The 26,423-nt window shown below is 64.1% G+C and carries 27 protein-coding genes; 10 read left to right on the forward strand and 17 right to left on the reverse strand.

Annotation, left to right across the window (positions count from 1 at the left end):
• Positions 1–819 (forward strand): Bax inhibitor-1/YccA family protein, encoded by an 819-nt coding sequence (locus ABUA28_RS02880; protein WP_349902430.1) that lies wholly within the window; start codon positions 1–3, stop codon positions 817–819.
• Between the two features lie 153 nt (positions 820–972).
• Here ABUA28_RS02880 and ABUA28_RS02885 read toward each other — a convergent pair whose 3' ends face one another.
• The 3 genes from ABUA28_RS02885 to ABUA28_RS02895 all read right to left on the reverse strand — a co-directional run bounded on the left by ABUA28_RS02885 (position 973) and on the right by ABUA28_RS02895 (position 2,856).
• Positions 973–1,143: a hypothetical protein gene (locus ABUA28_RS02885; RefSeq protein WP_349902431.1), complete on the reverse strand. Its 171-nt coding sequence runs from the start codon at positions 1,141–1,143 to the stop codon at positions 973–975.
• A 91-nt stretch (positions 1,144–1,234) separates the two neighbouring features.
• Positions 1,235–1,834: a dihydrofolate reductase family protein gene (locus ABUA28_RS02890; protein ID WP_349902432.1), complete on the reverse strand. Its 600-nt coding sequence runs from the start codon at positions 1,832–1,834 to the stop codon at positions 1,235–1,237.
• Positions 1,835–2,088: 254 nt separating this feature from the next.
• Entirely contained in the window at positions 2,089–2,856 is a 768-nt protein-coding gene (locus tag ABUA28_RS02895) for an IclR family transcriptional regulator (protein WP_349902433.1), read from the reverse strand.
• Between the two features lie 150 nt (positions 2,857–3,006).
• Between ABUA28_RS02895 and ABUA28_RS02900 the strand changes: the two genes are divergently transcribed.
• The 4 genes from ABUA28_RS02900 to ABUA28_RS02915 are packed head-to-tail and all read left to right on the forward strand — an operon-like array spanning position 3,007 to position 6,811.
• Positions 3,007–3,741: a CoA transferase subunit A gene (locus tag ABUA28_RS02900; protein WP_349902434.1), complete on the forward strand. Its 735-nt coding sequence runs from the start codon at positions 3,007–3,009 to the stop codon at positions 3,739–3,741.
• Between the two features lies 1 nt (position 3,742).
• Positions 3,743–4,408, forward strand: coding sequence for a CoA transferase subunit B (locus ABUA28_RS02905; RefSeq protein ID WP_349902435.1), 666 nt, complete (start codon positions 3,743–3,745; stop codon positions 4,406–4,408).
• Entirely contained in the window at positions 4,405–5,577 is a 1,173-nt protein-coding gene (locus ABUA28_RS02910) for an acetyl-CoA C-acyltransferase (protein WP_349902436.1), read from the forward strand. The genes ABUA28_RS02905 and ABUA28_RS02910 overlap by 4 nt, the downstream gene beginning before the upstream one ends.
• A gap of 10 nt (positions 5,578–5,587) precedes the next feature.
• Positions 5,588–6,811, forward strand: coding sequence for an iron-containing alcohol dehydrogenase (locus ABUA28_RS02915; RefSeq protein ID WP_349902437.1), 1,224 nt, complete (start codon positions 5,588–5,590; stop codon positions 6,809–6,811).
• Here ABUA28_RS02915 and ABUA28_RS02920 read toward each other — a convergent pair.
• The 3 genes from ABUA28_RS02920 to ABUA28_RS02930 are packed head-to-tail and all read right to left on the reverse strand — an operon-like array spanning position 6,808 to position 9,173.
• Positions 6,808–7,596 carry an SDR family NAD(P)-dependent oxidoreductase gene (locus tag ABUA28_RS02920; RefSeq protein WP_349902438.1) on the reverse strand — a complete coding sequence of 263 codons (789 nt, stop codon included), beginning with the start codon at positions 7,594–7,596 and terminating at the stop codon, positions 6,808–6,810. The genes ABUA28_RS02915 and ABUA28_RS02920 overlap by 4 nt on opposite strands.
• A 42-nt stretch (positions 7,597–7,638) precedes the next feature.
• Positions 7,639–8,379: an SDR family NAD(P)-dependent oxidoreductase gene (locus tag ABUA28_RS02925; protein WP_349902439.1), complete on the reverse strand. Its 741-nt coding sequence runs from the start codon at positions 8,377–8,379 to the stop codon at positions 7,639–7,641.
• Between the two features lie 17 nt (positions 8,380–8,396).
• Entirely contained in the window at positions 8,397–9,173 is a 777-nt protein-coding gene (locus tag ABUA28_RS02930) for an IclR family transcriptional regulator (RefSeq protein WP_349902440.1), read from the reverse strand.
• 150 nt (positions 9,174–9,323) lie between these two features.
• On the opposite strand from ABUA28_RS02930, the gene ABUA28_RS02935 reads away from it, so the two are divergent.
• On the forward strand, positions 9,324–10,565 hold the full coding sequence (locus ABUA28_RS02935) for a four-carbon acid sugar kinase family protein (RefSeq protein WP_349902441.1): 1,242 nt from the start codon (positions 9,324–9,326) through the stop codon (positions 10,563–10,565).
• A 9-nt stretch (positions 10,566–10,574) separates the two neighbouring features.
• Positions 10,575–11,585: a 4-hydroxythreonine-4-phosphate dehydrogenase PdxA gene (pdxA, locus tag ABUA28_RS02940; RefSeq protein WP_349902442.1), complete on the forward strand. Its 1,011-nt coding sequence runs from the start codon at positions 10,575–10,577 to the stop codon at positions 11,583–11,585.
• Positions 11,586–11,649: 64 nt separating this feature from the next.
• Here pdxA and ABUA28_RS02945 read toward each other — a convergent pair whose 3' ends face one another.
• The 11 genes from ABUA28_RS02945 to ABUA28_RS02995 form a co-directional block, all read right to left on the reverse strand.
• On the reverse strand, positions 11,650–12,756 hold the full coding sequence (locus tag ABUA28_RS02945) for an extracellular solute-binding protein (RefSeq protein WP_349902443.1): 1,107 nt from the start codon (positions 12,754–12,756) through the stop codon (positions 11,650–11,652).
• 376 nt (positions 12,757–13,132) lie between these two features.
• Entirely contained in the window at positions 13,133–14,158 is a 1,026-nt protein-coding gene (locus ABUA28_RS02950) for a cyclase family protein (protein WP_349902444.1), read from the reverse strand.
• Positions 14,159–14,460: 302 nt separating this feature from the next.
• Positions 14,461–15,339, reverse strand: a complete 879-nt coding sequence (locus ABUA28_RS02955; RefSeq protein WP_349902445.1) for an ABC transporter permease — start codon at positions 15,337–15,339, stop codon at positions 14,461–14,463.
• 5 nt (positions 15,340–15,344) lie between these two features.
• Complete coding sequence (locus tag ABUA28_RS02960) at positions 15,345–16,223, reverse strand: ABC transporter permease (protein ID WP_349902446.1); 879 nt, start codon at positions 16,221–16,223, stop codon at positions 15,345–15,347.
• A 43-nt stretch (positions 16,224–16,266) separates the two neighbouring features.
• Complete coding sequence (locus ABUA28_RS02965; RefSeq protein ID WP_349902447.1) at positions 16,267–17,049, reverse strand: IclR family transcriptional regulator; 783 nt, start codon at positions 17,047–17,049, stop codon at positions 16,267–16,269.
• Between the two features lie 205 nt (positions 17,050–17,254).
• The gene (locus ABUA28_RS02970) at positions 17,255–18,226 is read right to left on the reverse strand and encodes an NADP-dependent oxidoreductase (RefSeq protein WP_349902448.1); all 972 of its coding nucleotides are present in this window, start codon (positions 18,224–18,226) and stop codon (positions 17,255–17,257) included.
• 2 nt (positions 18,227–18,228) lie between these two features.
• Entirely contained in the window at positions 18,229–18,678 is a 450-nt protein-coding gene (locus ABUA28_RS02975; RefSeq protein ID WP_349902449.1) for a nuclear transport factor 2 family protein, read from the reverse strand.
• 97 nt (positions 18,679–18,775) lie between these two features.
• The gene (locus ABUA28_RS02980; protein WP_349902450.1) at positions 18,776–19,723 is read right to left on the reverse strand and encodes a ketopantoate reductase family protein; all 948 of its coding nucleotides are present in this window, start codon (positions 19,721–19,723) and stop codon (positions 18,776–18,778) included.
• Between the two features lie 17 nt (positions 19,724–19,740).
• The gene (locus ABUA28_RS02985) at positions 19,741–20,817 is read right to left on the reverse strand and encodes a mandelate racemase/muconate lactonizing enzyme family protein (protein ID WP_349902451.1); all 1,077 of its coding nucleotides are present in this window, start codon (positions 20,815–20,817) and stop codon (positions 19,741–19,743) included.
• Between the two features lie 22 nt (positions 20,818–20,839).
• The gene (locus tag ABUA28_RS02990) at positions 20,840–21,979 is read right to left on the reverse strand and encodes an ABC transporter ATP-binding protein (RefSeq protein WP_349902452.1); all 1,140 of its coding nucleotides are present in this window, start codon (positions 21,977–21,979) and stop codon (positions 20,840–20,842) included.
• Between the two features lie 130 nt (positions 21,980–22,109).
• Positions 22,110–23,201, reverse strand: a complete 1,092-nt coding sequence (locus ABUA28_RS02995) for an extracellular solute-binding protein (RefSeq protein ID WP_349902453.1) — start codon at positions 23,199–23,201, stop codon at positions 22,110–22,112.
• 427 nt (positions 23,202–23,628) lie between these two features.
• Between ABUA28_RS02995 and ABUA28_RS03000 the strand changes: the two genes are divergently transcribed.
• The 3 genes from ABUA28_RS03000 to ABUA28_RS03010 are packed head-to-tail and all read left to right on the forward strand — an operon-like array spanning position 23,629 to position 26,423.
• Positions 23,629–24,549, forward strand: a complete 921-nt coding sequence (locus ABUA28_RS03000; protein WP_349902454.1) for a DUF6282 family protein — start codon at positions 23,629–23,631, stop codon at positions 24,547–24,549.
• On the forward strand, positions 24,546–25,478 hold the full coding sequence (locus ABUA28_RS03005; RefSeq protein WP_349902455.1) for a BKACE family enzyme: 933 nt from the start codon (positions 24,546–24,548) through the stop codon (positions 25,476–25,478). Before ABUA28_RS03000 ends, ABUA28_RS03005 begins: the two co-directional genes overlap by 4 nt.
• 24 nt (positions 25,479–25,502) lie before the next feature.
• The gene (locus ABUA28_RS03010) at positions 25,503–26,423 is read left to right on the forward strand and encodes a cupin domain-containing protein (RefSeq protein ID WP_349902456.1); all 921 of its coding nucleotides are present in this window, start codon (positions 25,503–25,505) and stop codon (positions 26,421–26,423) included.

The raw sequence follows: 26,423 nt of genomic DNA on the forward strand, positions 1-26,423 counted from the left end.
ATGGCTTCTTCAAACCCCGCATTCAACAACTCACCCGCGTTCTCCGCCCGTGCTTCGAAGGCGGCGGAGCTCAAGTCCCCTGAGCTGAACAGCGGCATGACCGCCCAGCAGCTCACCGACCTCTACAGCCAGCCCTCTGCGACGGCGGTAGAGACGAACCGCATGAGCTACGACGACGTGATGATCAAGATCGTCTCGAGCTTTGCGATCCTGCTCGTCGGTGCGGCCGTCGGATGGTTCCTCCCGGCGCTCGCCCTGCCCGCGGCCCTCGTCGGCTTCGCGCTCGCCCTCGTCAACATCTTCAAGAAAAAGCCGTCACCGGTGCTCGTGCTCAGCTACGCGGCCGTCGAGGGAGTCTTCGTCGGCGGCATCACGAGCTTCTTCGAGTCGATCTACCCGAACATCGCCGTGCAGGCCGTGATCGGAACCCTCGTCGTGGTCGGCGTGACGCTCGCCCTGTTCGCAAGCGGCAAGATCCGCGCCTCGAAGAAGGCCACCAAGGTCTTCCTCATCGCGATGGTGGGCTACCTGGTGTTCTCGGTCATCAACGTGATCCTCATGGCGACCGGCGTGAACTCGGATGCGTTCGGGCTGCGCAGCAGCGTCGAGATCTTCGGGATTCCGCTCGGCTTCCTTCTCGGCATCCTGGTCGTCATCATGGCAGCGTACTCGCTCGTCCTCGACTTCGACAGCATCCAGACCGGCGTCAAGCGCGGCGCCCCCCGCATCTACGGCTGGACCGCCGCCTTCGGCATCATGGTCACCGTCGTCTGGCTCTACCTCGAGATCCTCCGCATGCTGGCCATCCTGCGTCGCTAGCCCCTCCCTTTATCGCGAAAGGCCGCCTTCCGGGGCGGCCTTTTTCGTGCGCGCGGGCACTCGTGTCACCCCGGGCACCGCATTGCGGCAAATGGTGGGTGCTCGCCGCGCCACACCCGCACTTTGCCGCAATCGGATGGGTCCGGATGTGCGCTACCGCCTCCGACGGCGCAGCAGCGCCACGATGACGACGAGCACGATGAGCCCTGCGATGACGGGCATCCCGATCCAGGCGTTGTCACCCGAGAGAAACACGGAAGAATTCGTGTCGTTGCACACCGGAACCTCGTAGGCGCAGGACGCGAACACGGGAAACAGGAGCATCCCCCATTACAGCAGGGGCGGTCGGGCGGGCAAGAAAGAGCGCTGTGCGTCGCAACGCGCTCGTGCCTCGCTCCTCGACCAGCGGGGCGCGTCAGGCCGGGTAGGTGACGCGATAGGTGGTGTGGGTGACGAGCGGGTTGCTCCTGACCGTTATGGGCTCAAGTGTGAGGTCGCCCACACCGTCGAAGAGACGCTCGCCCTCGTGAAGGAGGATCGGCGAGGTGTGCAGGCGCAGTTCATCGATGAGGCCTGCGTTCAGGAACTGGCGCATGGTGTCCGCTCCGCCACCGACCGAGATCGTGGCATCGCCAGCGACGGCGCGAGCCTGCTCCGTGGCGGACTCCACGCCATCCGTCACGAAGTGGAAGGTGGTGCCGCCCTCCATGACCAGAGGTTCGCGCGGATAGTGCGTGAGCACGAAGACGGGTGCGTGGTATGGCGGGGTGTCGCCCCACCAGCCGCGCCAGTCACCGCTCCACTCGCCGCGAATCGGACCGAACATGTTGCGGCCCATGATGAACGCGCCGGCCTCGACGATCGCGGCAATCTCGGCGGCGTTCTCCTCTGGCTGCTCGAACTGCCAGCGATGGAGGCGCTCAGTTCCCTCCCCCATCGGATGCTCGAGGCTCTGCCGGGGCCCGGCGACGAAGCCGTCGAGTGAGATCGTCATGTCTGCGGTGACTGAAGTCATGGCGGAAAGTGTAGAGCGGCGAGCAGAGCGTTGGGGCATTCGACGCTGATTACGAAGGAATTGCGACACGCCGAGATGAGCGGGCGGATTCGGACGGCGTGTTGCAATTCCTCCGTCATTAGCGGCGCGGGTGACTGTTTCCGCGCGGTGGGTCACGATACGCGAGCTGGTTTCGATACGGTCGCGGAGCGACCTACTCAACCCACAGCTTCGTCGCGCGCTACTCGACCGGCGGGACGACCCGGGCGCGGCCCTCAGGAGTGCCAGTTGATGAGCTCGCGGGAGAGCGCGTGGGCGTGCTCCACGAGCATCCGTCCGAGTTCCTCCTGGCGCTCCGGGCGAAAGCGGGACTCAATGCCGTTGAGGCTCAGCGCCCACTGCGGTTCGCCATCCGCGTCGAACACTGCGGCGCCCATGCCCCAGCTGCCCTCCACGATCAGTCCGGGGTTCACGGCATAGCCGGTCTCGCGAGTGGCCCGGATGCGCTCACGGACCTCGGATGCCGAGTGCGACTCTCCGAAGCGTGTCTCGAGCTCCGCGGAGGCCAGGTACTCGTCGATCCACTCGTCTGCCTCGAACGCCAGGAGCGCGAGCCCCGCCGAGGCGACCCCAAGCGGAAAGCGCACCCCCTCGTGCAGCACGAAGGAGCGCACGGGAAAGCTGCCGTCTTCTCGGATGAGGCAGATGGACTCCGTGCCGCGCCTGGCGGAGAAGAAGGCGCTCTCGCCGCTGAGCTCCGCGAGCTCGAGCACGGTGGGAAGCGCGACCCCGCGCACGTTGTAACGGGGGGACGACGCGGCGCCGAGCAAATACAGCTCCGGTCCGGTGCGCCAGCGCGAACCCTCGTGATCGAGGAATCCCTCTGCGGCGAGCGCCGTGAGCAGGCGGTGCACGGTGGAGCGCGAGAGTCCCACCTCCGTGGCGAGATCTGCGGCAGTGACGCCCTCGACCCCTCGACTCCCGACCGCGCGCAGGATCGCTCCGACGCGACGCACCACCTGGGTGCCATGAACATCCGCCATGACGCAATAATCCCACAATGTGAGACGGCTTGTAAACGAGAACCATGCGGTGGGTGTGCGATGCCCGCGTGCCCGCCGCGGCATTGACAGCATCCCGCGGCGAATCTAGTGTCAGAAAGGGACCCGTTCACGGATTGCAAAGGAGCATTCATGCCCAGATTGTGGGACACGGCAGCAGAGGCGCTCGCTGGCGTGGTGAAGGACGGGGCGATCGTCGCCGTCGGAGGCTTCGGCCTGAGCGGCAATCCGACCGACCTCATCGAGGCCCTGCGCGACACCGGAGTCCGCGACCTCACCATCGTCTCGAACAACATGGGCGTCGACGGCAAGGGACTCGGGCTGCTGCTGGAGAACAACCAGGTGAGCAAGGTCGTCGCCTCCTACGTCGGAGAGAACAAGCTCTTCGCCGAGCAGTACCTGCAGGGCAAGCTCGAGATCGAGTTCGTGCCGCAGGGCACCCTGGCGGAACGGCTTCGCGCTGGAGGCGCAGGCATCGCGGGCTTCTACACGAAGACCGGCGTCGGCACGGTCATCGCGGAGGGCAAACCCACCGAGGTCTTCGACGGCGAGGAATACGTGCTTGAGCGCGGCATCGTCGCCGACCTGGCCCTCGTGCACGCTCACACGGCCGACGAGGCAGGCAACCTCATCTACCGGCACACGGCCCGCAACTTCAACCCGGTGATCGCCACGGCAAGCAAGATGACCGTCGCCGAGGCAGAACACATACTCACCGACCGCTTCATCGACCCGGACATCATCGTCACTCCGGGCATCTTCGTTCAGGGACTCGTCGAGGCGGTCCCCCGCGTCAAAGACATCGAGCAGCGCACCGTGCGACCCCGCGTCGCGGCGGACGGCACGCCGCTCGCGAAAGGAGAATGACATGGCCTGGACACGCGATGACATGGCCGCGATCGCCGCAGCCGAGATCACGGACGGCCAGTACGTGAACCTGGGCATCGGGATCCCGACCCTGGTCGCCAACCACCTGAAGCCCGGGGTCTCCGTGACTTTGCAGAGTGAGAACGGGCTCCTCGGCATGGGACCATTCCCCTTCGAAGGAGAAGAGGATGCCGACCTCATCAACGCGGGCAAGCAGACCGTGACGCTGCTCCCCGGCGGCAGCTTCTTCGACTCGGCCACCTCGTTCGGGATGATCCGCGGTGGACATGTGGGCCTCGCGATCCTCGGGGCGATGCAGGTCTCTGCGAGCGGTGACCTCGCGAATTGGACCATTCCGGGAAAACTCGTCAAGGGCATGGGCGGCGCGATGGATCTCGTCGCCGGCTCGCCCCGCATCATCGTGCTCACCGATCACCGTTCGAAAGACGGCGCATCCAAGATCGTGAGCGAGTGCACCCTTCCGCTCACCGGCCGCGGGGTGGTCGATCGCATCGTCACCGACCTCGCCGTGTTCGATGTCACGGATGACGGGCTCGTGCTGCGCGCGGTGTCGCCCGGTCACACGGTCGAGGAGGTTCGCGAGGCGACGGATGCGATCTTCCGCGCCGACCTCGACGAGTCCTTCGCCTTAGGATCGGCATCATGACCGCAGTTATCGCGAGCTTCGCTCGCACGCCCTTTGTCCGCTACCTCGGTGCTTTCGGTACGGTCACGGCCACAGAACTCGGAGCGCACGCCATCGCCGCGGCTCTCGAGCGCGCCAGCATCTCGGCGGACGCGGTCGACCAGGTCGTCGCGGGTCAGGTGCTGCAGGCCGGCGCGGGCCAGAACCCCGCGCGGCAGTCTGCGGTGGGGGCGGGCATCCCGCTCTCCGTTCCCGCGGTCACCCTCAACGTGGTCTGCCTCTCCGGCATCGAGGCGGTCGCCACCGCCACGCGGCTCGTCACGAGCGGCGAGGCCAGGATCGTGGTCGCGGTGGGCCAGGAGTCCATGTCGCTGGCCCCGCACATCCTGCCGCGCTCCCGCACCGGCGTGCGCTACGGAGCGATGGAGCTGATCGACACGATGGAGCACGACGGACTCTCCGACGCGTTCGAGAAGCGCTCCATGGGCGCGTCGACGGATGCCTACGGCGAGCCCCTCGCGATCAGCCGCCAGGCACAGGACGAGTTCGCCGCGGCATCGCACCGTCGCCTCGCGGAATCGACGGAGTTCCTCGCGGGCGAGATCGCGCCGTACACCGTGCACGGACGCCGTGGCGACACCGTCGTCGACACGGATGACGGGCTGCGGACCGACACGACCGTCGAGTCCCTCGGGAAGCTCAGGCCCGCGTTCACGCCGAACGGCAGTCTCACCGCGGGCAACTCATCGCAGATCTCGGACGGCGCAGCGGCCGTCGTGATCATGACCGAGGCCACTGCGCTGGAGGAGGGCATCACGCCCCTCGCGAGGATCCTCGGCCACGCGCTCGTCGCCGGCCCGGATGTCTCCCTCCACGCCCAGCCTGCGAACGCGATCACTGCGGCTCTGGCCACAATCGGTCGCAGCGCAGCCGAGCTCGCGGCCGTCGAGATCAACGAGGCCTTCGCGGCGGTCGGCGTGCACTCCACCGAACTGCTCGGGGTCGACCCCGCGATCGTGAACGCGCACGGCGGTGCCATCGCCCTCGGGCACCCGATCGGTGCTTCAGGGACTCGCATCGTGGGTCATCTCGCGCGACGTCTCACTGCCGCCGGATCCGGCTCGGTCGGCGCTGCGGGAATCTGCGGAGGCGGTGGGCAGGGTTCCGCGATCATCCTGCAAGCCCTGTGACGTTGCTCCCATGACGCCCGTCGGAACCCTGCGACTGCCCCCTGCCGTCCACTTCGGATATGGCACACGCGCGCAACTTCTGCACCTGCTGGCGATACATGGCAGGCGGGTGCTTGTCGTCGCGGACCCATTTCTGCGTGGCACTCCGCTGTTCACCGAGACGCGGCTGGCCATCGAGTCCGCCGGGCTCGCGCTTGAGATCTACAGCGACATCAGAGCAGAGCTGCCCGCCGACTCTCTCGACACGGCGGCGGAGTCGGTGCGTGCGTTCTCGCCCGAGGTGATCCTCGCGATCGGCGGCGGAAGCGCGCTCGACGCCGCCAAACTCATCGCCCTGCTCCTCACGCACGGCGGCCCGCTGAGCCGCTACTACGGCGAGAACGCGGTGCCTGCCCCGACGCTCCCGGTGGTCGCGGTTCCGACGACAGCGGGCACCGGATCAGAGGTCACGCCCGTCGCCGTGGTGTCCGACCCCGAGCGCGAACTCAAGGTCGGCATCTCGAGCCCGCACCTGATCCCCGTGGCCGCTGTGGTCGATCCGGACTTCACCTTCGGCGCCCCGGCCAGCGTCACGGCGTTTTCCGGCATCGATGCGCTGGTGCACGCCGCCGAGTCGTACACGGCGAGAACGCTGGCTCTGGCGTGGAACGGCGTTCTGCCCGTCTTCACCGGAAGCAACGCGTTCTCCGATGTGCTCGCGTTGCGGGCGGCAGAAAAGCTCGGCGCGTGGCTGACGGTCGCAGTCGCCGAGCCCGAGAACCGTGAAGCGCGGCAGGAGGTCGCCCTCGGCAGCCTGCTGGCGGGCATGTCGTTCAGTGCCACAGGCACCCACCTCTCACACGCGCTGCAGTATCCCATCGGGGCGAGCACCCACACCGCGCACGGGCTCGGCACCGGCCTCATGCTGCCCTACGTTCTCGATGCCTGCCTCGACGACACCGCCGCGCAGCAACGGATTGCGGATATCGGTGCAGCGCTCGGATCCAGCGTGGACGACCCAGGGCAGCGCGCGAACGACGCGATCTCGGCACTGCTGCGCATCAATCGGTCGATCGGCGTGCCGGCATCCCTCGCGGAGATCGGGGTCTCCAGGGACCAGCTCCCGCGGTTCGCGGAACTCGCCATCGGTGCCGCGCGCCTGGTCGGGATCGCGCCGATCCCGGCGACGAAGGAGCTTCTCCTCGAGATCCTCGAGCACGCGCACGCCGGGAGCCTCGCGGAACGACTTCACTAGGCGCTGTAGCCGCCGTCTACGGGGAGCACGACGCCGCTGACATGGCTTGCGCGGTCACTCAGCAGCCAGGCCGCAGCCTCGCCGACCTCACGACCCGTGCCGATCTTGCGCAGCGGAGTCGCGGCGATCCGCCCCTCGACGCCGCCGGGGATCGTCTCACGTGCGGTTGCCATCATCGGCGTCTCGATGGGGCCAGGGGCGATCGTGTTCACGCGGATGCCCAGAGGCCCGTTGTCATGTGCAGCGGTGCGCGTCATGCCGATCACGGCGTGCTTGGTCGCCTGGTAGCCGCCGAGGCCCGTGCTGCCTCGGAAGCCGCTCACACTGCTCATATTGACGATCGACCCGGCACCCACCTCCCGCATCGCCCGCAACTCCTCGCGAAGGCACAGCCAGACGCCCTTCACGTTGATGGCCATGAGCTCATCGAACTCGCGTTCGGAGATATCGTCGAGTCGACCTCCAGAGGTGATCCCGGCGTTGTTGAGCGCGCCGTCGAGCCGTCCGAATCGTGCCAGCGTGGCATCCACGAACCGCGTTGCGTCCTCGGCGACGCTCGCATCGCCGGTGACCGCGTCAACCTCGTGCCCGGCCGAAGTGAGCTCGTCCACGATCTCCTGCAGCGGGCCGGCACTGCGCGCAATGAGCATGAGCCTAGCACCCTCCTTCGCGAACACGCGCGCGGCATCCGCCCCTATGCCCGCACTTGCGCCGACGACCAATACCGTCTTGTTTGCGAGCAGGCCGGTTCGGGCCGCGACGGACTCTCTCGGGTTCTCGGACATGTCTGGTCTCCTTCTGGATCTCGGTGGGTCGTGGGCCGGCGGCTATCCCTGGATCGAAAAACCGCCATCCACCGGGATCGCTGCCCCGGTGAGAAAGGAACTTGCATCGCTCGCGAGAAAGACCGCGATGCCGGCGAAGTCGTCGGGACTGCCCCACCTCTTGAGCGGAGTCCTGGGCATCACCTTCTCGTTAAGACTCGCCATGTTCGGCCGGGTCAGATCGGTCTCGACCCAACCGGGCAGGAGTGCGTTCGCGGTGATGCCGTGCTTGCCCCACGCTACGGCGAGGTTGCGCGTGTACTGCACGATGCCGCCCTTGCTCGCACCATATGCGGGCGAGAACTCGATCGCGAACTGCGACATCATGGAGCCGGTCGAGATCACGCGTCCATGCGTCGACGCGACGAGATGGGGGTACGCGGCCCTGCTCATGCGCACGGCGGAGGTGAGGTTCGTGTCCATCACGGTCGCCCACTGCTCATCGGTGATGACGTCGGGGGTGGCGCGGATATTCGTCCCGGCGTTGTTCACCAGGATATCGAGCCGACCGGTCTTCTCGACGACCTCGGCGACAACCGCATCCGCTCGGCCCGGCTCGGTGAGATCGGCGCTGATGGCGATGCAGCCGGCGCCGAGTTCTGCCACCGCTCTGGCATTCTTGGCGGCGTCCCGACCCACTATCGCCACGGTCGCTCCGGCCCCAGCGAGGCCGCGCGCCATGCCGAGGCCGATACCGCCGTTCCCGCCGGTGATGAGAGCGACGCGGCCCGTGAGATCAAACATCCATGGTCTCCTCTGGATCAGAAATTCTTTCGACTCTTCTCCGAGCCCCCGACCAGGGCGCTGAGTGTCTCTGCGGTCGCCTTCAGAGCAGCCATCGTCGACGAGTTCGGTGTGAAGTCCGTCATTCGATCCGTGCCGAGGAGAGCGACCGTCGCACAGATGCCGTATTCGTCGAAGACGGGAGCGGCTGCACCCACAAGGCCATCGATCTCATCCACGATGCAAATGCCCGTCTTGCGAATCTTCTCGAGCTCCCGATCGAGCGCCGCCCGCTCCGCCGCGCTGAGCCCCTTCGTGGCACGCTCGATCGTCGTCGGGTCGGGATGCCACGCCAGGAAGACCCTCATCTGGGCAGCGCTGAGGTCCAGTTGCACCCCCACCCTCACGGTCACCAGCACGTTACGCTCAGCGTTCTCCTCCACCCTCGTCACGACGGGGCCGTTCGCACCCCACAGGCTAAGAAGCGCAGTGGTGTGAGAGACCGCGGAAAGGCCGGCAAGATGGGGCGGAGCGAGTTCGACGATCCGTCGACGGCCGAGCGCGAGAATGCCCAATTGCAGCATGAGCCCACCGAGCACGAACGACCCACGACGACTCCCCGGCTCCAGGAACCCGGCCGCGACGAGGGAGATGCAATAGCGATAGGCGGTCGTCCGGTTGAGCCCCAGGAGGCTCGCGACTTCGCCCGCGGTCAGTTCCGTCACTCGCGGGGTGAACAAGGAGAAGATCTGACCAACGCGGGCTACGGCCTGAATGTCACCCGTGTTGGCCTCATCGGCGGCGACTCTAGTCATTCTCTGCTGACCTTCTGTTCACAATGCGACATTTATGTTCATATAGCAATACAATTAGAACCCTAAATTATCAGACAATAGGGAATAAAGTTCGAATGAAGCGCAGTCGCTTCACCATTCGAACTTACGGTTCGAATTGACGGAGGCGGGATGACTACAGAAGATAGCACCGCTCTCGGTCCCCAGGACATCTTGGTCATTGCGGATGACCTCGCAGGAGCCGCGGAATCTGCCGCAGCGCTCACGGCCGCCTCAGGGATCCCGAGCGAACTTCGTCTCGAGCACGGCGAGACACATGGCGCTCAGACGACAGTTCTCGTGATCGACACCGATTCCCGCTACGCCACCGCATCGGATGCGCGCGCGGCCGTGCGCGCCGCCGTCTTCGCAAGACCTCGTGCGCGTCTCATCATCAAGAAAGTGGACTCGCTGCTTCGTGGACGTGTCGCCGACGAGACGGCGGCACTGCGCGACCGGGGCATCACGCCGATCGCGAGCTTCGCCCTTCCCTCGATGCGCCGCACGGTCACCGGGGGCGTCGTTCACCTCGATGGTGTGCCCCTGCAGCGCACGGATACGTGGGGTGCCGAGAAGACGCCACCGCCCACCAGCATCCCCCAGCTTCTCGACGGTATTCCTACGAGGGTCATTTCCCTCACGACGGTCCGGAACGGGTCACTCGATGAGCACCTGCTTGACGCCCTGACCACGGGCACGGTGCCGGTCTGCGATGCCGAGGAGCAGACCGACCTCGACGCGGTCGCAGACGCCGCTCTTCGCCTGACGTCCCGAATTGGGCAGGTCGGCATCATGGGTACCGGTGCGATCGCGCGGGCCGTCGGCCGTCGACTCCAACCAGCCGAGGCCAAAGCAACGCACACCGCTCGGACTCAGCCGCCCGCAGTCCTCGCCGTGGTCGGCACGGTCGCGGCAACGATCTCGGAGCAGCTCAGGATCCTCATCGACGCCGGCGCATCCGCCATCGCGATCTCGCCGGAGCAGCTGGCGCAGCCAGGCTTCTCCGCGGACCTCGTGAGCAGGATTTCCGATGGCCTCCGTGGCGGTGTCGTTGTCGTCTACACGGATCGCACGGCGCAGTGGCATCGGGACGACGTCGCGGTCCTTGCCTCGAGTCTGCGCGAGCTTCCCGAGCTCGGAGCAGTCGACCTGGTGCTCACGGGCGGCGAGACCGCGCGCAGGGTGCTGGATGCCGCCAGGGTGACGACGATGTACCCGGAGCGGGAACTGGCCGACGGCGTCGTGCTGAGTCGCACGGCGAGCGGGTGCTCCGTGGTGACCCGCCCCGGGAGCTTCGGCACCGCGAACAGCCTGCGCGACATCGTGGCGTACCTGAGACCAACATTCAGAAGCAGTCAAGACCTACATATATAAGGAGTCGATGTGACCGAAGCAAAGCGGCGACCGGTAGTCGCGGTGACGATGGGCGATGGAGCGGGGGTTGGACCAGAGATCTGCGCGGCCGCAGTGACCGACCCCGAGATCCTGGCGCTCTGTCGCCCCGTGGTGGTCGGTGATGCAGCCCGGCTGCGCGCCGCGGTGGCCATCACCGGACGAGACGTACAGGTCGTCAGTGTCGACACGGTGCACGATGAAGCCCAGGGCACAAAGGATCGCATCGAGGTCATCGACCTCGGGTTGTTGCCAGTCGACCTTCCCTGGGGCGAACTGTCTCCGATCGCCGGGGATGCCGCGTATCAGTACGTGCGCGTCGCCTGTGAGCTGGCGCTGGAGGGCACGGTGCAGGCGATCTGCACCGCTCCCCTCAACAAAGAGGCGCTCCACCTCGCTGGCCATCTCTATCCGGGGCACACCGAGATGCTCGCGTCGCTCATGGGCGTGAAGGAGGTGTCGATGATGCTGTCGACCCCCAAGCTGCGCGTCATCCACGTGACGACCCATATCGGGCTGATCGACGCGATCGCCGCCATCGAGCCAGGCCTGGTCGAACGCACCATCCGCCGCGGAGACGAGGCCCTCCGACGGGCTGGTATCGCCCGGCCACGAATCGGAGTCTGCGCTATCAATCCACACGCGGGCGAAAACGGGCTGTTCGGCTACGGAGAAGAAGAGGAGAAGATCGCTCCGGCCGTGCGCGCGGTGGTCGCAGATGGCGTGGATGCGGTCGGCCCGCTCCCCGCAGACACCGCATTCTTCCTCGCGGGCCGCGGCGACTACGACCTCATCGTTGCGATGTACCACGACCAGGGCCACGGCCCAGTGAAGGTTCTCGGCATCGAGGCCGGCGTCAACATCACGGTCGGACTTCCCGTGATCCGCACGTCCGTCGACCACGGCACAGCCTTCGACATCGCGGGGACGGGTCGAGTCGACACCCGCAGCATGGTCGAGGCCCTGCGCCAGGCCGTCGAGCTCTCGACCGTGCACGCCTGAACCACCCAACAGGTGCGCCCCGAAGAATTTCTCCGGGGCGCACCTGTAGTTGTGATGCCGATGTCTAGCCGTTGAGCCAGGTGGTCAGCTTTGCGTTGTACTCGTTGTTGTACTTCGCGTACCACTTCACGTTCTGGCTGACGATCTTGCCGGTATTGACGTCGCCGAACGGATTCACCGTGGCCGCGTGCTCTCCGAAGTTCGGCTCGCTCTTCAGGTTGATCGGCGCAACACCCGCGAGTTCAGCGACCTTGGCCGACGGTCCGGGCTGAACCGATGCGCGGATGAAGTCCTCGGCGCTCGCCAGCTTCTTGCTGCCCTTCGGCACCGCGAACGAGTTCAGTGCAGCAAGCGTCACGTCCCAGATCGGCGTGATCTCGACGTTGGCGTTGAGCAGGGCCAGCTGGCGGGATGCCACCAGGATGTACATGCTCACCTGGTTGTTGGCCACGTCCTGCTGCAGAACTCCAACGTTCGGCGCGAAGATCGTCTCGTCACGGATCGTGTCCCACTTGTCGAGTGCCCTTTCGACATCAAGCGGGTACAGGTCATCAGGCTTGACGCCGTCGGCCAGCAGTGGGTACTCCATCATGCCGTCCTGAAGCGTCGCCACAACCCCACGCTTGCCGGGGAACTTCTTCGTATCGAAGAAGTCAGCCAGGGTCTTCGGAGCCTTGTCGGGGTCGGGGAACGCCTTGTTGCTGTATGCAACGATCGGGGAGTTGGTGAAGTTACCGATGTAGCATTCGCCGATCGTGCCCTCCGGGAAGTCCTTCGCGTCGAGCTCCGGAATGATCAGCTTCTCGAACAGGGTGCCGCAGTTCTCCTCTGCAGCAGCGGGGGCGACGTTCACGACATCCCACTGCACATTGCCGGCCAGAACCTGGGCCTTCACGGTGGCGACGCTCGCGGGCGAGGTGTTGAGGAAGGTCACGTTCGGGTGGTCAGCAGTGTACGGAACCTGCCAGGAGTCGATCTGGGCCTGCTGCCCAGCTCCGCCGTAGCCGACGAAGGTCAACTCGACCGGCCCCGTCGGAAGGGCCGCCTTGCCGTCACTGGACTTTGGGGCAGGCGCTGGATCGCCTCCACCCGCGCATCCCCCGAGCAGGCCGCCGATGGCAACGATGCTCACCGAGATGAGCAGCTTTTTCAAGCTAGACGTCTTTGTCACTCTTGGTCCTTTCGTGCCGGAAGCCCGGCATTAGTCGCTGCGAAGGTGCAGCACATTCTGGTCGTTATGCGAACGGCCCGTGCACGATTGCGCTCTTCCGATCGAGATCGAATATTTTCGCGCACGGTCCTTCTGTTTCATTTATTTAGTTTTTTCGATTTTTGAGATTCGCGCCTCTTCCGCTGGGGAGTCGATACCGGCCGTAACATGTTCGTTATGCGACATCAAAGATCGTTATGTGAACAATAACGGGAACGCCCACGGAAAAACAAGACCGGGATGCAACTTCCGTGATCACAATCCGAACACGTTCGACGGCACGACAGAAAGGCTGGCTGCCGAAGAGCCCGGCGGCCAGCCTGCGCGGCCTGAAGGTCTACTTGATGGCCATGGCGTTCGCAGGCGAACCGACCCCGCCCATCAGGTTGAGCGGCTTCGCACTGAAGAAGAACTCGTAGACGCCGTCCTCGGCACAGTCGCGCGCCAATTCCTCCACCGCGAACATCTCGCCGATGGCGAGGCCAAGCAATGGCAGCAGCGGGCGGTGCAGGCCACCATTGTGGTCGACGCTCTTCTCCGGAGGCGCCTGGTTCGGCTGCGTCACATCGTTGTTCGGCGTGTATGGGAACGCTTCAATACCGAGGTTGTCCGCGGCCACCATGGAGAAGTGATGGTTCCAGATCCAGGCCACGATGGCTCGGCTCGATTCGAGTCCGGGCACCTTCATGCCGTTCTTGAAGGCCTTACGGCTGTCTTCGTCCATGTGCTGGCGGCAGTAGTCCGCCCATCCGGTCCTCAAGATCAGGATGTCCCCGGCTTCAAAGGAAACGCCCTGGGCCGTGGCCGTCGCCTCGAGATCGTCAACAGTGATCTCCGTGACCACGGACTGGTCGATCGGCCTGCCGATCGAGGCGAAGTATCTTTCGACATCGAGCAGCACTCCTCGCCCCACGATCCCGACCTCTGCCCACTTCTGGATGCCAAGGGTCGGGTTGTTCGTGTCGATGTCCTCCCTGCTGCGACCGCCGTACCACCCCGCCCCCGGATACCCGATGTGACGCAACGCGTCGATCTGGGTCGTGCCCTGCAGATAGAAGGAATCGAGCCAGTCGTCGAAGTGATAGGGGTTGTTGGAGAAAAGGTGATGCTGGTTCGGTGGGCGCGTGCCGGACGGGAACGGGTCGAACTCGCTGAGCGTGTAGTCGAGGTTGATCGTGCGTCCGGCACGGATGAGGCCAGCCGCGCGCTTACGCACCTCCGGCGTCAGAAAGTTCACTGTGCCGAGCTGGTCGTCGCGACCGAAATAGTCCCAGGACGAACCCGATGGCTCCGCCCTCAACAGGTCGTCATAGGTGGGCAGTGGTTGCCCCGAAGGCATACGTTCCGCTCTTGTGGCTGCCAAGATTCATCTCCTCGTTGAGTGTTCGCAGTATAGAAAGTTCACTACGCAAACTATATATCCGAATCGTGAACGATTTGCTACTCGATCAAAGAATTTCGGCACGGTCTCGTCCACGCCCACAAGTCAGGCAAAGGCACTGACAATTGTCCTGAAATACGGCAATCCCCGGCACTCGCCAGCGGATGCCGGCACCACAGTCCTTACCTGTCCACGTACGTCTCGTTCACGATACAAACGCATCTAACATAATATGAACGGGTGGCCGTACCCGAGCACTCGCGGGCCGCAGCCCGCCAGCCGAACTACCTCGCCCGAACGACGGGCCTCTTCTTGCGCTTGCGGAACGCGAGCGGAAGCAGGAACACCAGCACAACCACCACCACGATGAGGCTCGACGCCGCCGAAATGGTGGGGTCGATCTCAGCGGTGACGCTGTTGTACATCTGTACGGGCAGCGTTTCGAACGTTGGCGAGTGGATGAACAGTGAGATGACGACTTCGTCGAATGACGTGACGAAGGCAAAGATCGCACCGGTCAGGATGCCCCGGCTGATCAGCGGCGCGGTGATCCTGAGGAAGGTGTGCATCGGCGGGGCACCGAGCGAGGCGGAGGCGAGGAGCAGTCGGTCATCCAATCCGCTGAGCGCGGCCGTGACGCTCACCAGGACGAACGGCAGCGAAATCGCGGTGTGGGCGATAACGAAGCCGAGCAGGGTTCCCGTGAGGTGCCACTGGAGGAACGCGATGTACACCGCCGTCGCGATCACGATCGACGGCGCCACCAACGGCACCATGACGAACGTCCTGACCGCGCGAGACAGCGGGCCACGAAGTCGATGAAGGCCGATGGCAATCGCGGTTCCAAACGCCGTCGCGACGATCGCCGTCAGGGTCGCCACGAGCACGGAGTTGCCGAGTGAACTCAGCCAGGCCGGGCTCGTGAAGAAGTTCTCGTAGAGGCGCCACGTGAACCCAACCGGTGGGAACGCGAACGTCGTCGACGTGCTGAAGCTCATCGGAATGACGACGAGGGTGGGCAGCACCAGGAACAGCGCGGTGACGACTCCGATGATCTTGAGCCAGGCCGGTATCTTGTCGACGGGTTTCTGCGCGCGTCGACGGCGAGGCGCGACAGCCGGGGTCTGCGACGTCGGCAGGCTGATGTTCGACGTAATAGCCATTGTCGTTACCTCTTGTTCCCGATAGTGACCGTGCCGATGGACGCGACCGATCCACCGACCCTGTTGACCCACGCGACGAGGGCCAGTGTGACGACCAGAATGAACGTTCCGAGCGCACCCGCCGCAGCAAAGTCGAGGAGCTGCGTCGTCTGCTGCGCGAGGAGTTGCGCAATCAGGGACTGTTGCGGAGAACCGACCAGCGCTGGCGTCACGAAGAACCCACTGCTGAGCGTGAAGACGAGGATGAGACCGGAGATCACACCCGTTCTCGACTGTGGCCAGAAGATCTTCCAGAATGCCGCGGTCGGGGAGGAGCCGAGGCCACGTGCAGCGAGCAGCAGTCGCCGGTCGATCGACCCCAGAGACGCGTAGAGCGGCAGGACCATGAATGGCAACATCACCTGACTCATCGCCAGCGTGACACCGGTAGCCGTGCCATATAACACCACGTTGGGATTACCGAGGAACGCGAAGAACTGCTGCACCGGGGCGTGGTTGCCCAGGAGGATGATCCAGGCAAAGTTGCGAGCGAGTGCCGAGGTCCAGAAGGGGATGAGCACGATCGTGAGCAGGATGCCTCGCGCGGTCGGGCCGACCCTCGTCATCAGGTAGGCGTACGGATAGCCGAACACCAGGGTGACCGCCGTCGTCACCAGGGCCGCGCCAAGGGTGCGAAACAGGATCGTGATCGTCGTCTTCTCTGTGAAGATGGCTTCGTAGTGGATGAGTGTGAAGTCTGGGGCGCCCACACTGCGAATCAGGTTCTGGATGAGCGGAATTCCGAGCACGATGACGAGCACAACGAGCGCCGGTATCAGCAGCAGCCAATTGCCGATCGCCTTCGACCTGCGTTGCCGCTTGATCTGTGGTGTTGACACGGTCATGTCGTTCTCCTCCTTTGTTACCGAGCACCCGGCGCCTGTGGCGTCATCCGCCGACGAGTTTGCTGAGTTTGGCCGCTGCAGCTTTCAGATCTTCGACAAGCGGCCCGGACTTTTCCGATGACGGCAGCATCTTCGCGGTGCCGATGAACGCCATGGCCGCCTTCACGTCACGGCTTCCGAAGATGGGGGCCGCGACGGCCGCAAGCCCCAGGTGGCTGAGGTCTGCCCAACCAATCCGGTCCCTGCGCACCTTGGCAAGCTCCGCTTCCTCGGCCTTAGCTTCGGATTCGGACATCCCCGCCAGGTGCTGCGCGATGGCGGTCTGTTCGGACTGGAAGGCGACAAGCACACGTGATTGCGATGACTTCGGCTCCAGGACGGTGCCGACGCGAACGGTGACGACGATCGTTCCGACCGCTGCCTCTTCGACGAGCGCGACCACGGGGCCTGAGCGGCCCAACAGACTCATGACGACGGTCATCTGCGTCTTGTCAGAGAGCTCGCGCATGATCGCCGGCGCGAGGCTCAGAACCTTGCGCCGACTCGAGATGAACGCGGAGAGCTGGTCCAGGATCGGACCCGGCCCGTTCGTCTTGTCGAGGAACGCTGAACTCTGCAGCGACAGAAGGTACCGATGTGCGGTCGTCCTGTTGAGGCCCAGTCGCTCAGAGACGATTGCGACCGAGAGGTTGAGGGTGTCCTGGTCAAAAAGTGAGAGAATTTGCCCGGCCCGTTCAATCGACTGGATCGCACCTTTCTCGGTGTCGGTCGCCAACGATGGCGTGCCGTTTTCGACAGACCCCGCACCTTCGGTTGTCTTGTCCACGTTCATGGTTTCTCGCCAACTCTCTTCGCTGAGGGCGCGGGGCTCAATCTGTTCACGGTCCACACGCCGATTCCGGTATATGAACCGTAGTCGCGTGCCCGTCGCCGCGCAAAGTTACTGGCCTTGCATCGACTAATAGGCATCCTATTACATTTTTTGAACATGAAGTTCGCAATGCGATCATTTTTTCCGAGTTCCGCGATGCTCATGCGATTACCTCCGGAAGCAGCACGATCTTGCCGGCCGTGTGCCGCATTTCGCTCAATCGGTGCGCTGCGGCAACCTCGTCGAGCGGGAACTTCGCCTGTATCGATACGCGCACCCTGCCCTCCGCAACAAGCTGTGCGCCAAACGGAATGGCCTCGCGCCGAAACCGCCTCGCTTCGTCGTCGAGATACCCGGGTTTGATTGCGCTGAACGCGGCGACACCATACTTGTCGCGCCACTCCTTGACAACGAGCTCACCCATCCTTCGGCGGTCGTGAATCAGAGTAAGCGAGGCCTCGAGCGCATCGGGAGTTCCCGCGCCATCGAGGACGACATGCACTCCCTCAGGGGTAAGCGCCGCAACGCGTGAGACCAGACCCTCCCCGTAACTGACGGGCTCCGCGCCGAGGGAGCGCAGCAGATCATGGTTCGACGGGCTCGCCGTGGCAATGACGCGGGCTCCCCACTCGCGCCCGAGTTGGATCGCGACCTGGCCCACCGCGCCGGCACCAGCGTGCACTAGCAGAGTCTCGCCCGCGGCCAGTCTCAGTGATCGAAGCACTTGATACGCCGTTGCCATCGGTATACCGAGCGCGGCAGCCTCGGCGAAACCCAGATTGGCCGGCTTTCTGCACAACTGCACCCTGGGAGCGACGACATGCGTGGCGTACGCACTCGAGAGACCGAAACCGATGACGTCGTCACCCGGACTGAATTCCTCGACCCCGAAGCCGACGGCAACCACCGTGCCGGCCGCATCCTCACCGAGAGTCATGTTCGTGCCGAAGGGGATCCCGTCGCTGCGCCAGCCGTTGCGGATCTTCCAGTCGACCGGATTGACTCCGCTGGCGCGCACTTTCACGAGGACGTTCTCGGGACCGGGCTCGTCAAAGGTCGTCGTGACGACTTCAAGAACTTCTGGCCCTCCGTATCGTGCAAACTGCACCACCCGGCCCGAGATCGCTGGCATTGTTACTTGCTCGGCGGTTCGACGAAGACGGCGCCCTCGCGCACGAAGAGGTTTCTGAGCAGTCGAGACTCAATCAGCCAGTTGCCCTCGGCATCCTTCACGAAGTGGTCGAAGGTGTCGGTGACCGAAAGGGGATCGGTGTTCGGCAACACGGGCACGCCGTTACCCGCGAAGAGGTGCAGGGTGCTCACGACATCGGCCGACTTCTCGTCCTGGCGCACGACGTGCACGTTTGTGATGATGTGGCGTGAGAGTCGCTGGTTGTTGGAGCGGCGGCTCTGATATCCGTCATGAATGGCCTGACGCCCGTGGATCTCTCGTCCATCGAACGACAGCACGCCGTCCGGCGTGAAGAAGTACTGCACGTTGGTGGAATCACCAAGGTCGACGTCGTACCAGATGGCAACGATGATGTCGTTGAAGATCTGCTTGTTTTCCTGCGATGAGAGCACTGGGTGTTTTCCTTTCATGATGCAGTCGCGGCGAAAGCCTCGCGCGCGCTGGCGTCTGGGTGGTGGTCGGTCTCGAGGTGATCCATGCGCACCGGCCTCAGTCGCCTAGCATCGCAAGGACGTCCGCCTCGGTAAGCGACTGTCGGAACCTGAAGCCGGTTGCGGCATCCCGTGCGAGCTGCTGCATGAGCACGTTCACGGGTGTTGGGATGCTGTAGATCCGTCCGAGCATGGCGATCTCGCCGTTCAGGAAGTCGGTCTCGATGCTGCCCGATGCGCGAAGAAGGCTCTGCAGGGTGGACCCACCCAGTCGGGGAACCGAGGGATCGACCGGCTCTGGCCCCGGCACGACCTCATCACTCGCCGGGAGCGTGAACCCCGCCTTCGAGAAGACCCCCTCGGCCTCGGTCGTCATCCGCTCAAGCAATGCCGGAGCGGGCCCGGAGCAGACGATCTCGATGGCATTCCCCAGATTGCGGATGAGCTTGAGCCGCTTGTACTTCATGACGTCGTCGCTCACATCGACCCGGAGCCCCGCCCGCCGCAGAACTTCTGCGGCGAGTGTCGTGCCTTCGTCGGTTCCGCCCGCGGCGAGACCGAGCTGCAGGATGCCCACTGTCGGCGCCGAATGCGCGACCACCGTTCCCGGCTCGGTGAAGCTCGCAAGGAGCGTGACGGACACTCCGTGGACATCCGCAAAGAACCTGAGGGCCTGGCGTTCATTGTCGATGCCGTTCTGCATACAGAAGATGCGCACACCGGCCGGTACCGTGGCGACCAGGTCGGCGAGTGCATCGGCGGTGTGCTGCGACTTCACGGCGAGGATGACGATGTCGCCGCTGGAGAGCGCCGCATCCGCTGGCGACGAGCTGGCCGTGACCGGCACGAGGCGAGTGCCCTCCGGGTCGACGAGAACGAGTCCGGACTTCTGCATCCGTTCGAGGTGTTCACCCCGAGCGATGAACGTCACCTTCTCCCCCAGGAACGCCAATCTGGCGCCGACAACCCCGCCGATTGCCCCCGCTCCGTAAATGCACCAGTGCATCGCGCGTCCCACTCTCCTCAGACCCCGACCGTGAACTCGCGGATCGCACCGGCGTCCCAGCGGATGCCGTGCCCGGGTCGGGACGGCGCGATCGCCGCGCCGTCCTTCGGCCGCAACGGATCGCCGATGATGTTCTCGAGAATGGGGAAGTCTTCGACATAGCACGAACCGGCGGTGCTCGACGCGAGATGTATGTGCAGGTCGGCGAGCGAGTGCCAGGCGATCCGCCTGCCGCTGCCGGCGGCGACGGCCGCGACCTTGAGCATCGCCGTGATGCCTCCGCCGAGCGCCGCATCCGGCTGGAAGATCTCCGTGCCCGTTTCGCGCGCGTACCGCTCGAAGGTGTCGACCTCCTGGAAGTGCTCCCCCGCGGCGATCGACGTGCCCAGCTCCCGCGCGAGCAGCGCGTAACCCTCAACGTCCTCGGACATCAGCGGCTCTTCGAACCACTGGACACCCATCCCCTCGAGTTGCCCACCGAGGTCGAGCGCTTCAGTGCGTGTGAAGCGTTCGCTCGCGTCCACCATGAGCGGGGTACTCTCACCCAGGGCCTCACGGACCGTAGCGATTCGCGAGACATCCGTGTCGATCGAGTGGACCCCGACCCCGAGCTTCACGCCGTTGAAACCCTCGTCGAGGTAGTCGAGGCTGTGCTGGACCAGCTCATCGGTCGTCAAGTCCTGACCGCTGCGGCCCGACCCGTAGAACAACACTTCTCGATGACTCCCTCCTAGGAGTTCGACGAGCGGCAGCCCGGTCGCCACGCCTCGAAGGTCCCAGATCGCGATGTCGACGGCCGAGACCGCGGCGATGAACGTGGTCGCGCCCAGGCGTCGCGTGTTCGCGAGCACGCGAATGCGAACGTCGTTCCAGTCATCGACAGTGCTGCCTTCGAGCGCAGGCGCTATGACCTCGTCGACCATGGCGCAGACCACGGACGCGCCGGCATCCAGCGTGTAGGTGAACCCGGTGCCGCGGCGGCCATCCGAATCGTGCACGGATATATATGGAACGTTGACGTACTGGTACCCGAAGCCGTGCATGAACAACGGAAGCGGCACGCGGAGCAATTGCGCCGTCACCCTGGCGATCATCCCATCGGCTCGTTCTGCCTCGTCAGGCGGCGACGACGCGCTGCGACGCTGGGCGCCACCACGCGATGACGTCATCGCCGATATGGAGGTCGGTCAGGACTGCGTCTACGCGGGCCTTGCCGTTGACACCGTCCGCGTATTCGAGCAGCAGCGTGCGGTGGGATCCGACGTATTCGCTGTCGCGGATCCGTGCGCGAACGAAGTTGGCTCCCGCAGGGATGTCCCGCTCAGACGCCACGAGTGAGATCGACTCCGGCCGCACCATGAGCGCGGTCGCACCATCGAGGCCTTTTGCCTGCGTTGCCACCGTCGCGGGGTCGATCGACCACACATTCCCGCTCCACTGCACAGAGTCGGAGACAGGGCCGTCGCCAAGCATAAAGACGTTGGAGTCGCCGAAGAACTGCGCAGCGAAGAGCGTTTCAGGGGCAGCATAGAGCGACTCCGGCGTACCGACCTGCTCGATGCGTCCCGCGTTAAATAGGGCGATCCGGTCGGAGAGGTTCATGGCCTCTTCCTGGTCGTGCGTGACGAACACGAACGTCGCACCGAGCTCGCGGTGGATGCGGCGGATCTCCGCCTGCAGCGCCGCACGCAGGTTACGGTCGAGCGCACCCAGCGGCTCATCCAGGAGCAGGGCGTGCGGCTGGAACACGATGGCCCGTGCGAGCGCCACTCTCTGCTGCTGACCACCGGACAGTTGCGATGGGTGGTTCTGGTCGCGCCCGGTCAGCTGGACGAGTTCAAGTACCTCTTTGACGCGTCTTTCGATCTCCGCCTTGGGTACTTTGCGCTCGCGAAGTGGATACGCCACGTTCTGGGCAACGGTCATGTGGGGGAAGAGTGCATAGCTCTGGAAGAGCATCCCGAGATTGCGCTTGTGCGGGGCAAGCCGGGAGACCTCGTGCTCGTTGAGCATGATCGTGCCCGAAGTCAGGGTCTCGAATCCCGCGATCAGGTTGAGAGTCGTCGTCTTTCCCGACCCGCTGGGGCCCAGCAACGTCATGAACTCGCCCGGCTCAATCGTCAGGCTGACGCCGTCGACCGCGGGAATGGCGCCGCCGTAGTCCTTCGTGATGTTGTCGAGGACGATGCGCGTCCCGCGTTGGACAGTGCGCGGCTCCGCTACCAGACCCGATGTCGTGGTGGTGGTGGTGCTCATTTCGCTCCTCGGTTGGTGTTGTAGCGGGCGACCTGCCGCCCCACTTGGGTCTCAGCAGGATACAAGCGGTTCATGCGCGCCGTGCCGTCGAGGAGGATCGGCGACACGGCGCGCACTGCTCACCTGGTGGTTAGCCGTTCAACCACTGCGTCACCTTGGTCGAGATCTGGTTGTAGTTCTTTCCCCAGTACTCGGCAGAGGCCTGCACGGTAGTTCCCGTGTTGGCTTCTCCAAAGGCGTTGATGCGGTTTCCGTTGTCACTGTAGGTGGGCACAGACTTGAGGTTGGCAGGTGCGACACCGGCGAGAGACGCCATCTTCGCGGACTGCTCAGGCTGCAGTAGGAAGCTGATGAACTTCTCCGCGGCCTTCTTGTTCTTCGAACCCTTCGGGATTGCGAGTCCATCGATGCTGGTGATCGTCTGGTCCCACACCGGGATGGCGTTTGCACCGGCATCGAGCACCGCCTGGCTACGAGCCTGCACGAGAATCTGCATGTCGACCTGCTTCGAGGTCACAGCCTGCAGAAGCGCACCCGGGTTCGCGGCGAAGACGGTCTGGGCCTTGACCTTGTCCCAGACCTTCAGGGCGCGGTCAACATCCAGCGGGTAGAGGTCATCGGCCTTCACGCCGTCGGCCAGCAGAGCGGTCTCAAGGAAGCCGTCCTGCACGGTCGGAACGACACCGCGCTTGCCCGGGAACTTCTCCAGGTCGAAGTAGTCGGCAAGGGTCTTCGGTGCGGTGTCAGGGTTCGACCACTTGTCCCCGTTGTAGCTGAAGACCAGCGAGTACTTGAAGTCGGTCACGTAGCAGTCACCGATGGTACCGGGAGAAAACTGGCTCATGTCGAGATCCGGAATGTTCAGGTGCTCGTACAGGGTGCCGCAGTTCTGCGAGGCGAGGTAGGGCGCCGTGGTCACGATGTCCCACTGGACCTGGCCCGTGGTGACCTGCGCCTTGACCTGCGCGGGGTCGGGTGGCGAGGTGTTGACGAACTTCACGTTCGGGTTCTGCGCTGTGTACGGCTTCTGCCAGGCGTCAATCTGCGCCTGCTGGCCCGTACCGCCGTAGGAGACATAGGTGAGGGTGACTGGCTTCGTGCCGTCATCATCGCCACTCTGTGGGTCGGACGTGGTGGGCCCAGCGCACGCAGAAAGCAGCGCGAGGGACGCGACAGCTGCTGCGGTGGCAATCCACCTTCTGGACTGGATACGAGACATCATTGTCACTTTCTGTCGTTGTGAATAACTCTTGTTCTTTGCTGGGACTCTTACGCTGCCCCGGCAGGTCTCGCGACGGTACCCATCGGGGCTTTCATTGCACCGAATGCAGGATCAGCCTTCGCAATGTTCGTCATCGAAACCTCCCTTGTCGAACACAGTAAACCGGGTTTGTGTTCATTTTGCAATCATTGAATTCACTATCCGGATGAATTCGTTACAGAAATGTTTTGCTGCCTGCGCATCGGAAATGATGAGGCACCCGGCGGCATACGCGTCAAACCTCCCGTCAAAACACTGGATAGACAGGACATATGGGCCTTTTCGCTCTCGCGCTATTGTCTCGAAATCCCCGCGTGAAGTTCTGGACACTCACTCGGTCTATCCGTATTATGAATTCACATACCACCATCCGAACAGGAGATTCTTGATGTTTGTCGCTGAAGACGCACTGACGGCCACCCCGGCAGTGCTCAAGGTCCTTGACGGAGCCGTCGACCTCCACTGCCACTCCGGCCCCAGCCCGTTCCCCCGGAGGTTGAATCACGTCGACGCGTCCTGGGACGGCGCCCGCATCAACATGCGCGGCATCCTGGTCAAGTCGCATCACCACAACACCGTGATGGATCTCCTTGCCATGGAGAGCCAGCTGGAGGATGCACCGACGCCCGTCTATGGCGGCGTCGCAATGAACTCCGAAACGGGTGGGATCAATCCATCCGCCGTTGCCATGAGCCTGGGCATGGGAGGCCGCTGCGTCTGGGCCCCCACCGTGTCGTCCGGCCAGCACCTCGAGGCGCACAGCCACGACGACGGATTCCCGGCAGCGGCACTCGACCTTCGCGAGCGCGAGGTGTCGATCTTTGACGCCGCGGGGAACGTCTCGGCGGACACGGTCGAGGTGACCAGGCAGATTGCGGAGGCCGGCGCACTGCTCGCGAGCGGACACCTTGATGGCAAGTCGATGCGTGCGCTGTTCGAGACCGCGAAGAAGTCGGGAGTGCGGCGGATGATGCTGCAGCATCCGGACTTCATCGTCAACGCCACGGACTCCGACATCGAGGCTGCCGTCGACTACGGTGCATACATCGAGCACGAGCTCGCGATGTATCACCCGCAGGTGAGCGCCCCACGCTGGCCGATCGAACGCCTCATCACGTGGATCGACAAGGTCGGCCCTGAACACACGATCATCGATTCCGACCTCGGCCAGAAGGGCAACCCACTTCCCGTCGACGGCTACATCCTCATCATCGGACAACTTCTGGAACACGGGGTCTCCGAGAAGGACATCCGCACGATGATCTGCCACAACACCGCCTTCCTTCTCGGACTTGAGGAGCAGCCATGATCACCGCACCGAAAGTCATCATCAGCACCGCGGTGACGGGATCGGTCAACATCCCGTCCCAGAGTCCCTACCTGCCGCTTGCGGCAGACCAGGTGGTCACTGCGGCCGTGGACGCGGCGAATGCGGGCTCGGCAATCATTCACCTCCACGCGCGGCACCCCGACGGGCACCCCGCGTGGGAGCCCGAGATCTACGAGCAGATCGTGCCGCCGATTCTCGAGCAGGTGCAGCCGGTCATCAACATCACCACCGGCGGTGCGTCGTCCATGACCATGGACCAGCGACTTGCCGGTGCAATGCGATTCAGCCCGGAACTCGCGTCGCTCAACATGGGCTCGATGAACTTCGTATACTCCGGCATCGCCGACAAGGTGACCGACTGGAAGTACGACTGGGAGAAGCAGTACGTGCTCAACACGTACAGCCACCCGTTCATCAATTCCTTCGACAAGATCGAGTACACCCTTCGGGAACTCGGCGAAAAACGCGGAACACGCTTCGAGTTCGAGTGCTATGACATCGGTCATCTCTACAACCTCGCGTACTTCGTAGACAAGGGACTCGCCAAGCCACCGTTTCTCATCCAGGGGGTCTTCGGCATCCTGGGTGGAGTCGGCGCAGACCACGAGAACCTGACCCACATGGTCGCCATCGCCGACAAGCTCTTTGGCAACGACTACCACTTCTCGGCGTTTGCCGCCGGGCGCAACCAGTTCCAATTCGGGACCCACAGCGCGTGGCTGGGAGGCCATGTGCGGGTGGGGTTGGAAGACAGCCTCTGGATTGGCAAGGGAGAGCTCGCTCAGAGCAGCGCCCAGCAGGTGGAGAAGATCCGCGCGATCGTCGAAGACATGGGTCGGCAGATTGCGACTCCGGAAGAAGCCCGATCAATGCTCGCGCTCAAGGGCGCCGACAAAATCACCCTCTGAAGACAAAGGAAGAGACAACTCGTTATGACAATGTACGCAAAGGACGATATCCGTTCGCAGCTCGCGACACCCGCAGCCAGCCAGGCGACCGTCGAGGTTGACCCGTCTACCCCGATCAAGGCGTCGCAATGGATCGAGTTCCACAAGTTGACCCCGACCGAGGTCACGGAACGCGGCAGCAAGACGTGGATCACGCGCACCGCGACGATGATCGTCAGCTGGACGGATGCGAAGGCCGGGGACACGTTCGCCCGCACCGGACAGGTCGACGAGTACACGGTCCTGATGTATTCAGGCAGCGCACCGATCAAGGTGACCGCGGGGGTCGAGAACGCGGAGGTGCGCGAAGAGGCGTTCGTCGTGATCCCTCCTGGCGACAGTGTCATCGAGGCACTCGGCGACGGGCCGATCATCCGTATCCTCTCCGTGATGTCGGAGGATCTGGTCGCGGCATCGATCAACAAGAGTGCATACGACGTGCCGGATGTGCGTCACGCGCCGCTCGTACCGTGGCCGGACCCTGTCGGAGGCTTCAAACTCCGCGTGTACGTGCTCAAGGACACCCCGATCGTTCCCGGACGTTTCGGCCGCATCTTCCGCACCACCACGATGATGATCAACTTCCTCGCTGAAGAGCCGAAGCCGCGCGACAAGTTCCGCTTGTCTCCCCACTACCACGACGACTTCGAGCAGGTGTCGATGGCCGTGAAGGGTGATTTCATGCACCACATCCGCTACCCCTGGGGACCGGACTCGACGCAGTGGCGGCCTGACGAGAACAAGCAGATCGATACCCCATCCATCACGATCATCCCGCCACCGACCATCCACACCACGCAAGGAGTCGGCCCTCACCAGCAGCTGCTCGACATCTTCTCGCCGCCGCGCGAAGACTTCTCGAAACAGGGCTGGGTGCTCAACGCGCACGACTACCCGTCCAAGTGA

Origin of the sequence: Parafrigoribacterium humi, assembly GCF_040227205.1 — a bacterium.
GTDB classification, from domain to species: Bacteria; Actinomycetota; Actinomycetes; order Actinomycetales; family Microbacteriaceae; genus Parafrigoribacterium_A; species Parafrigoribacterium_A humi.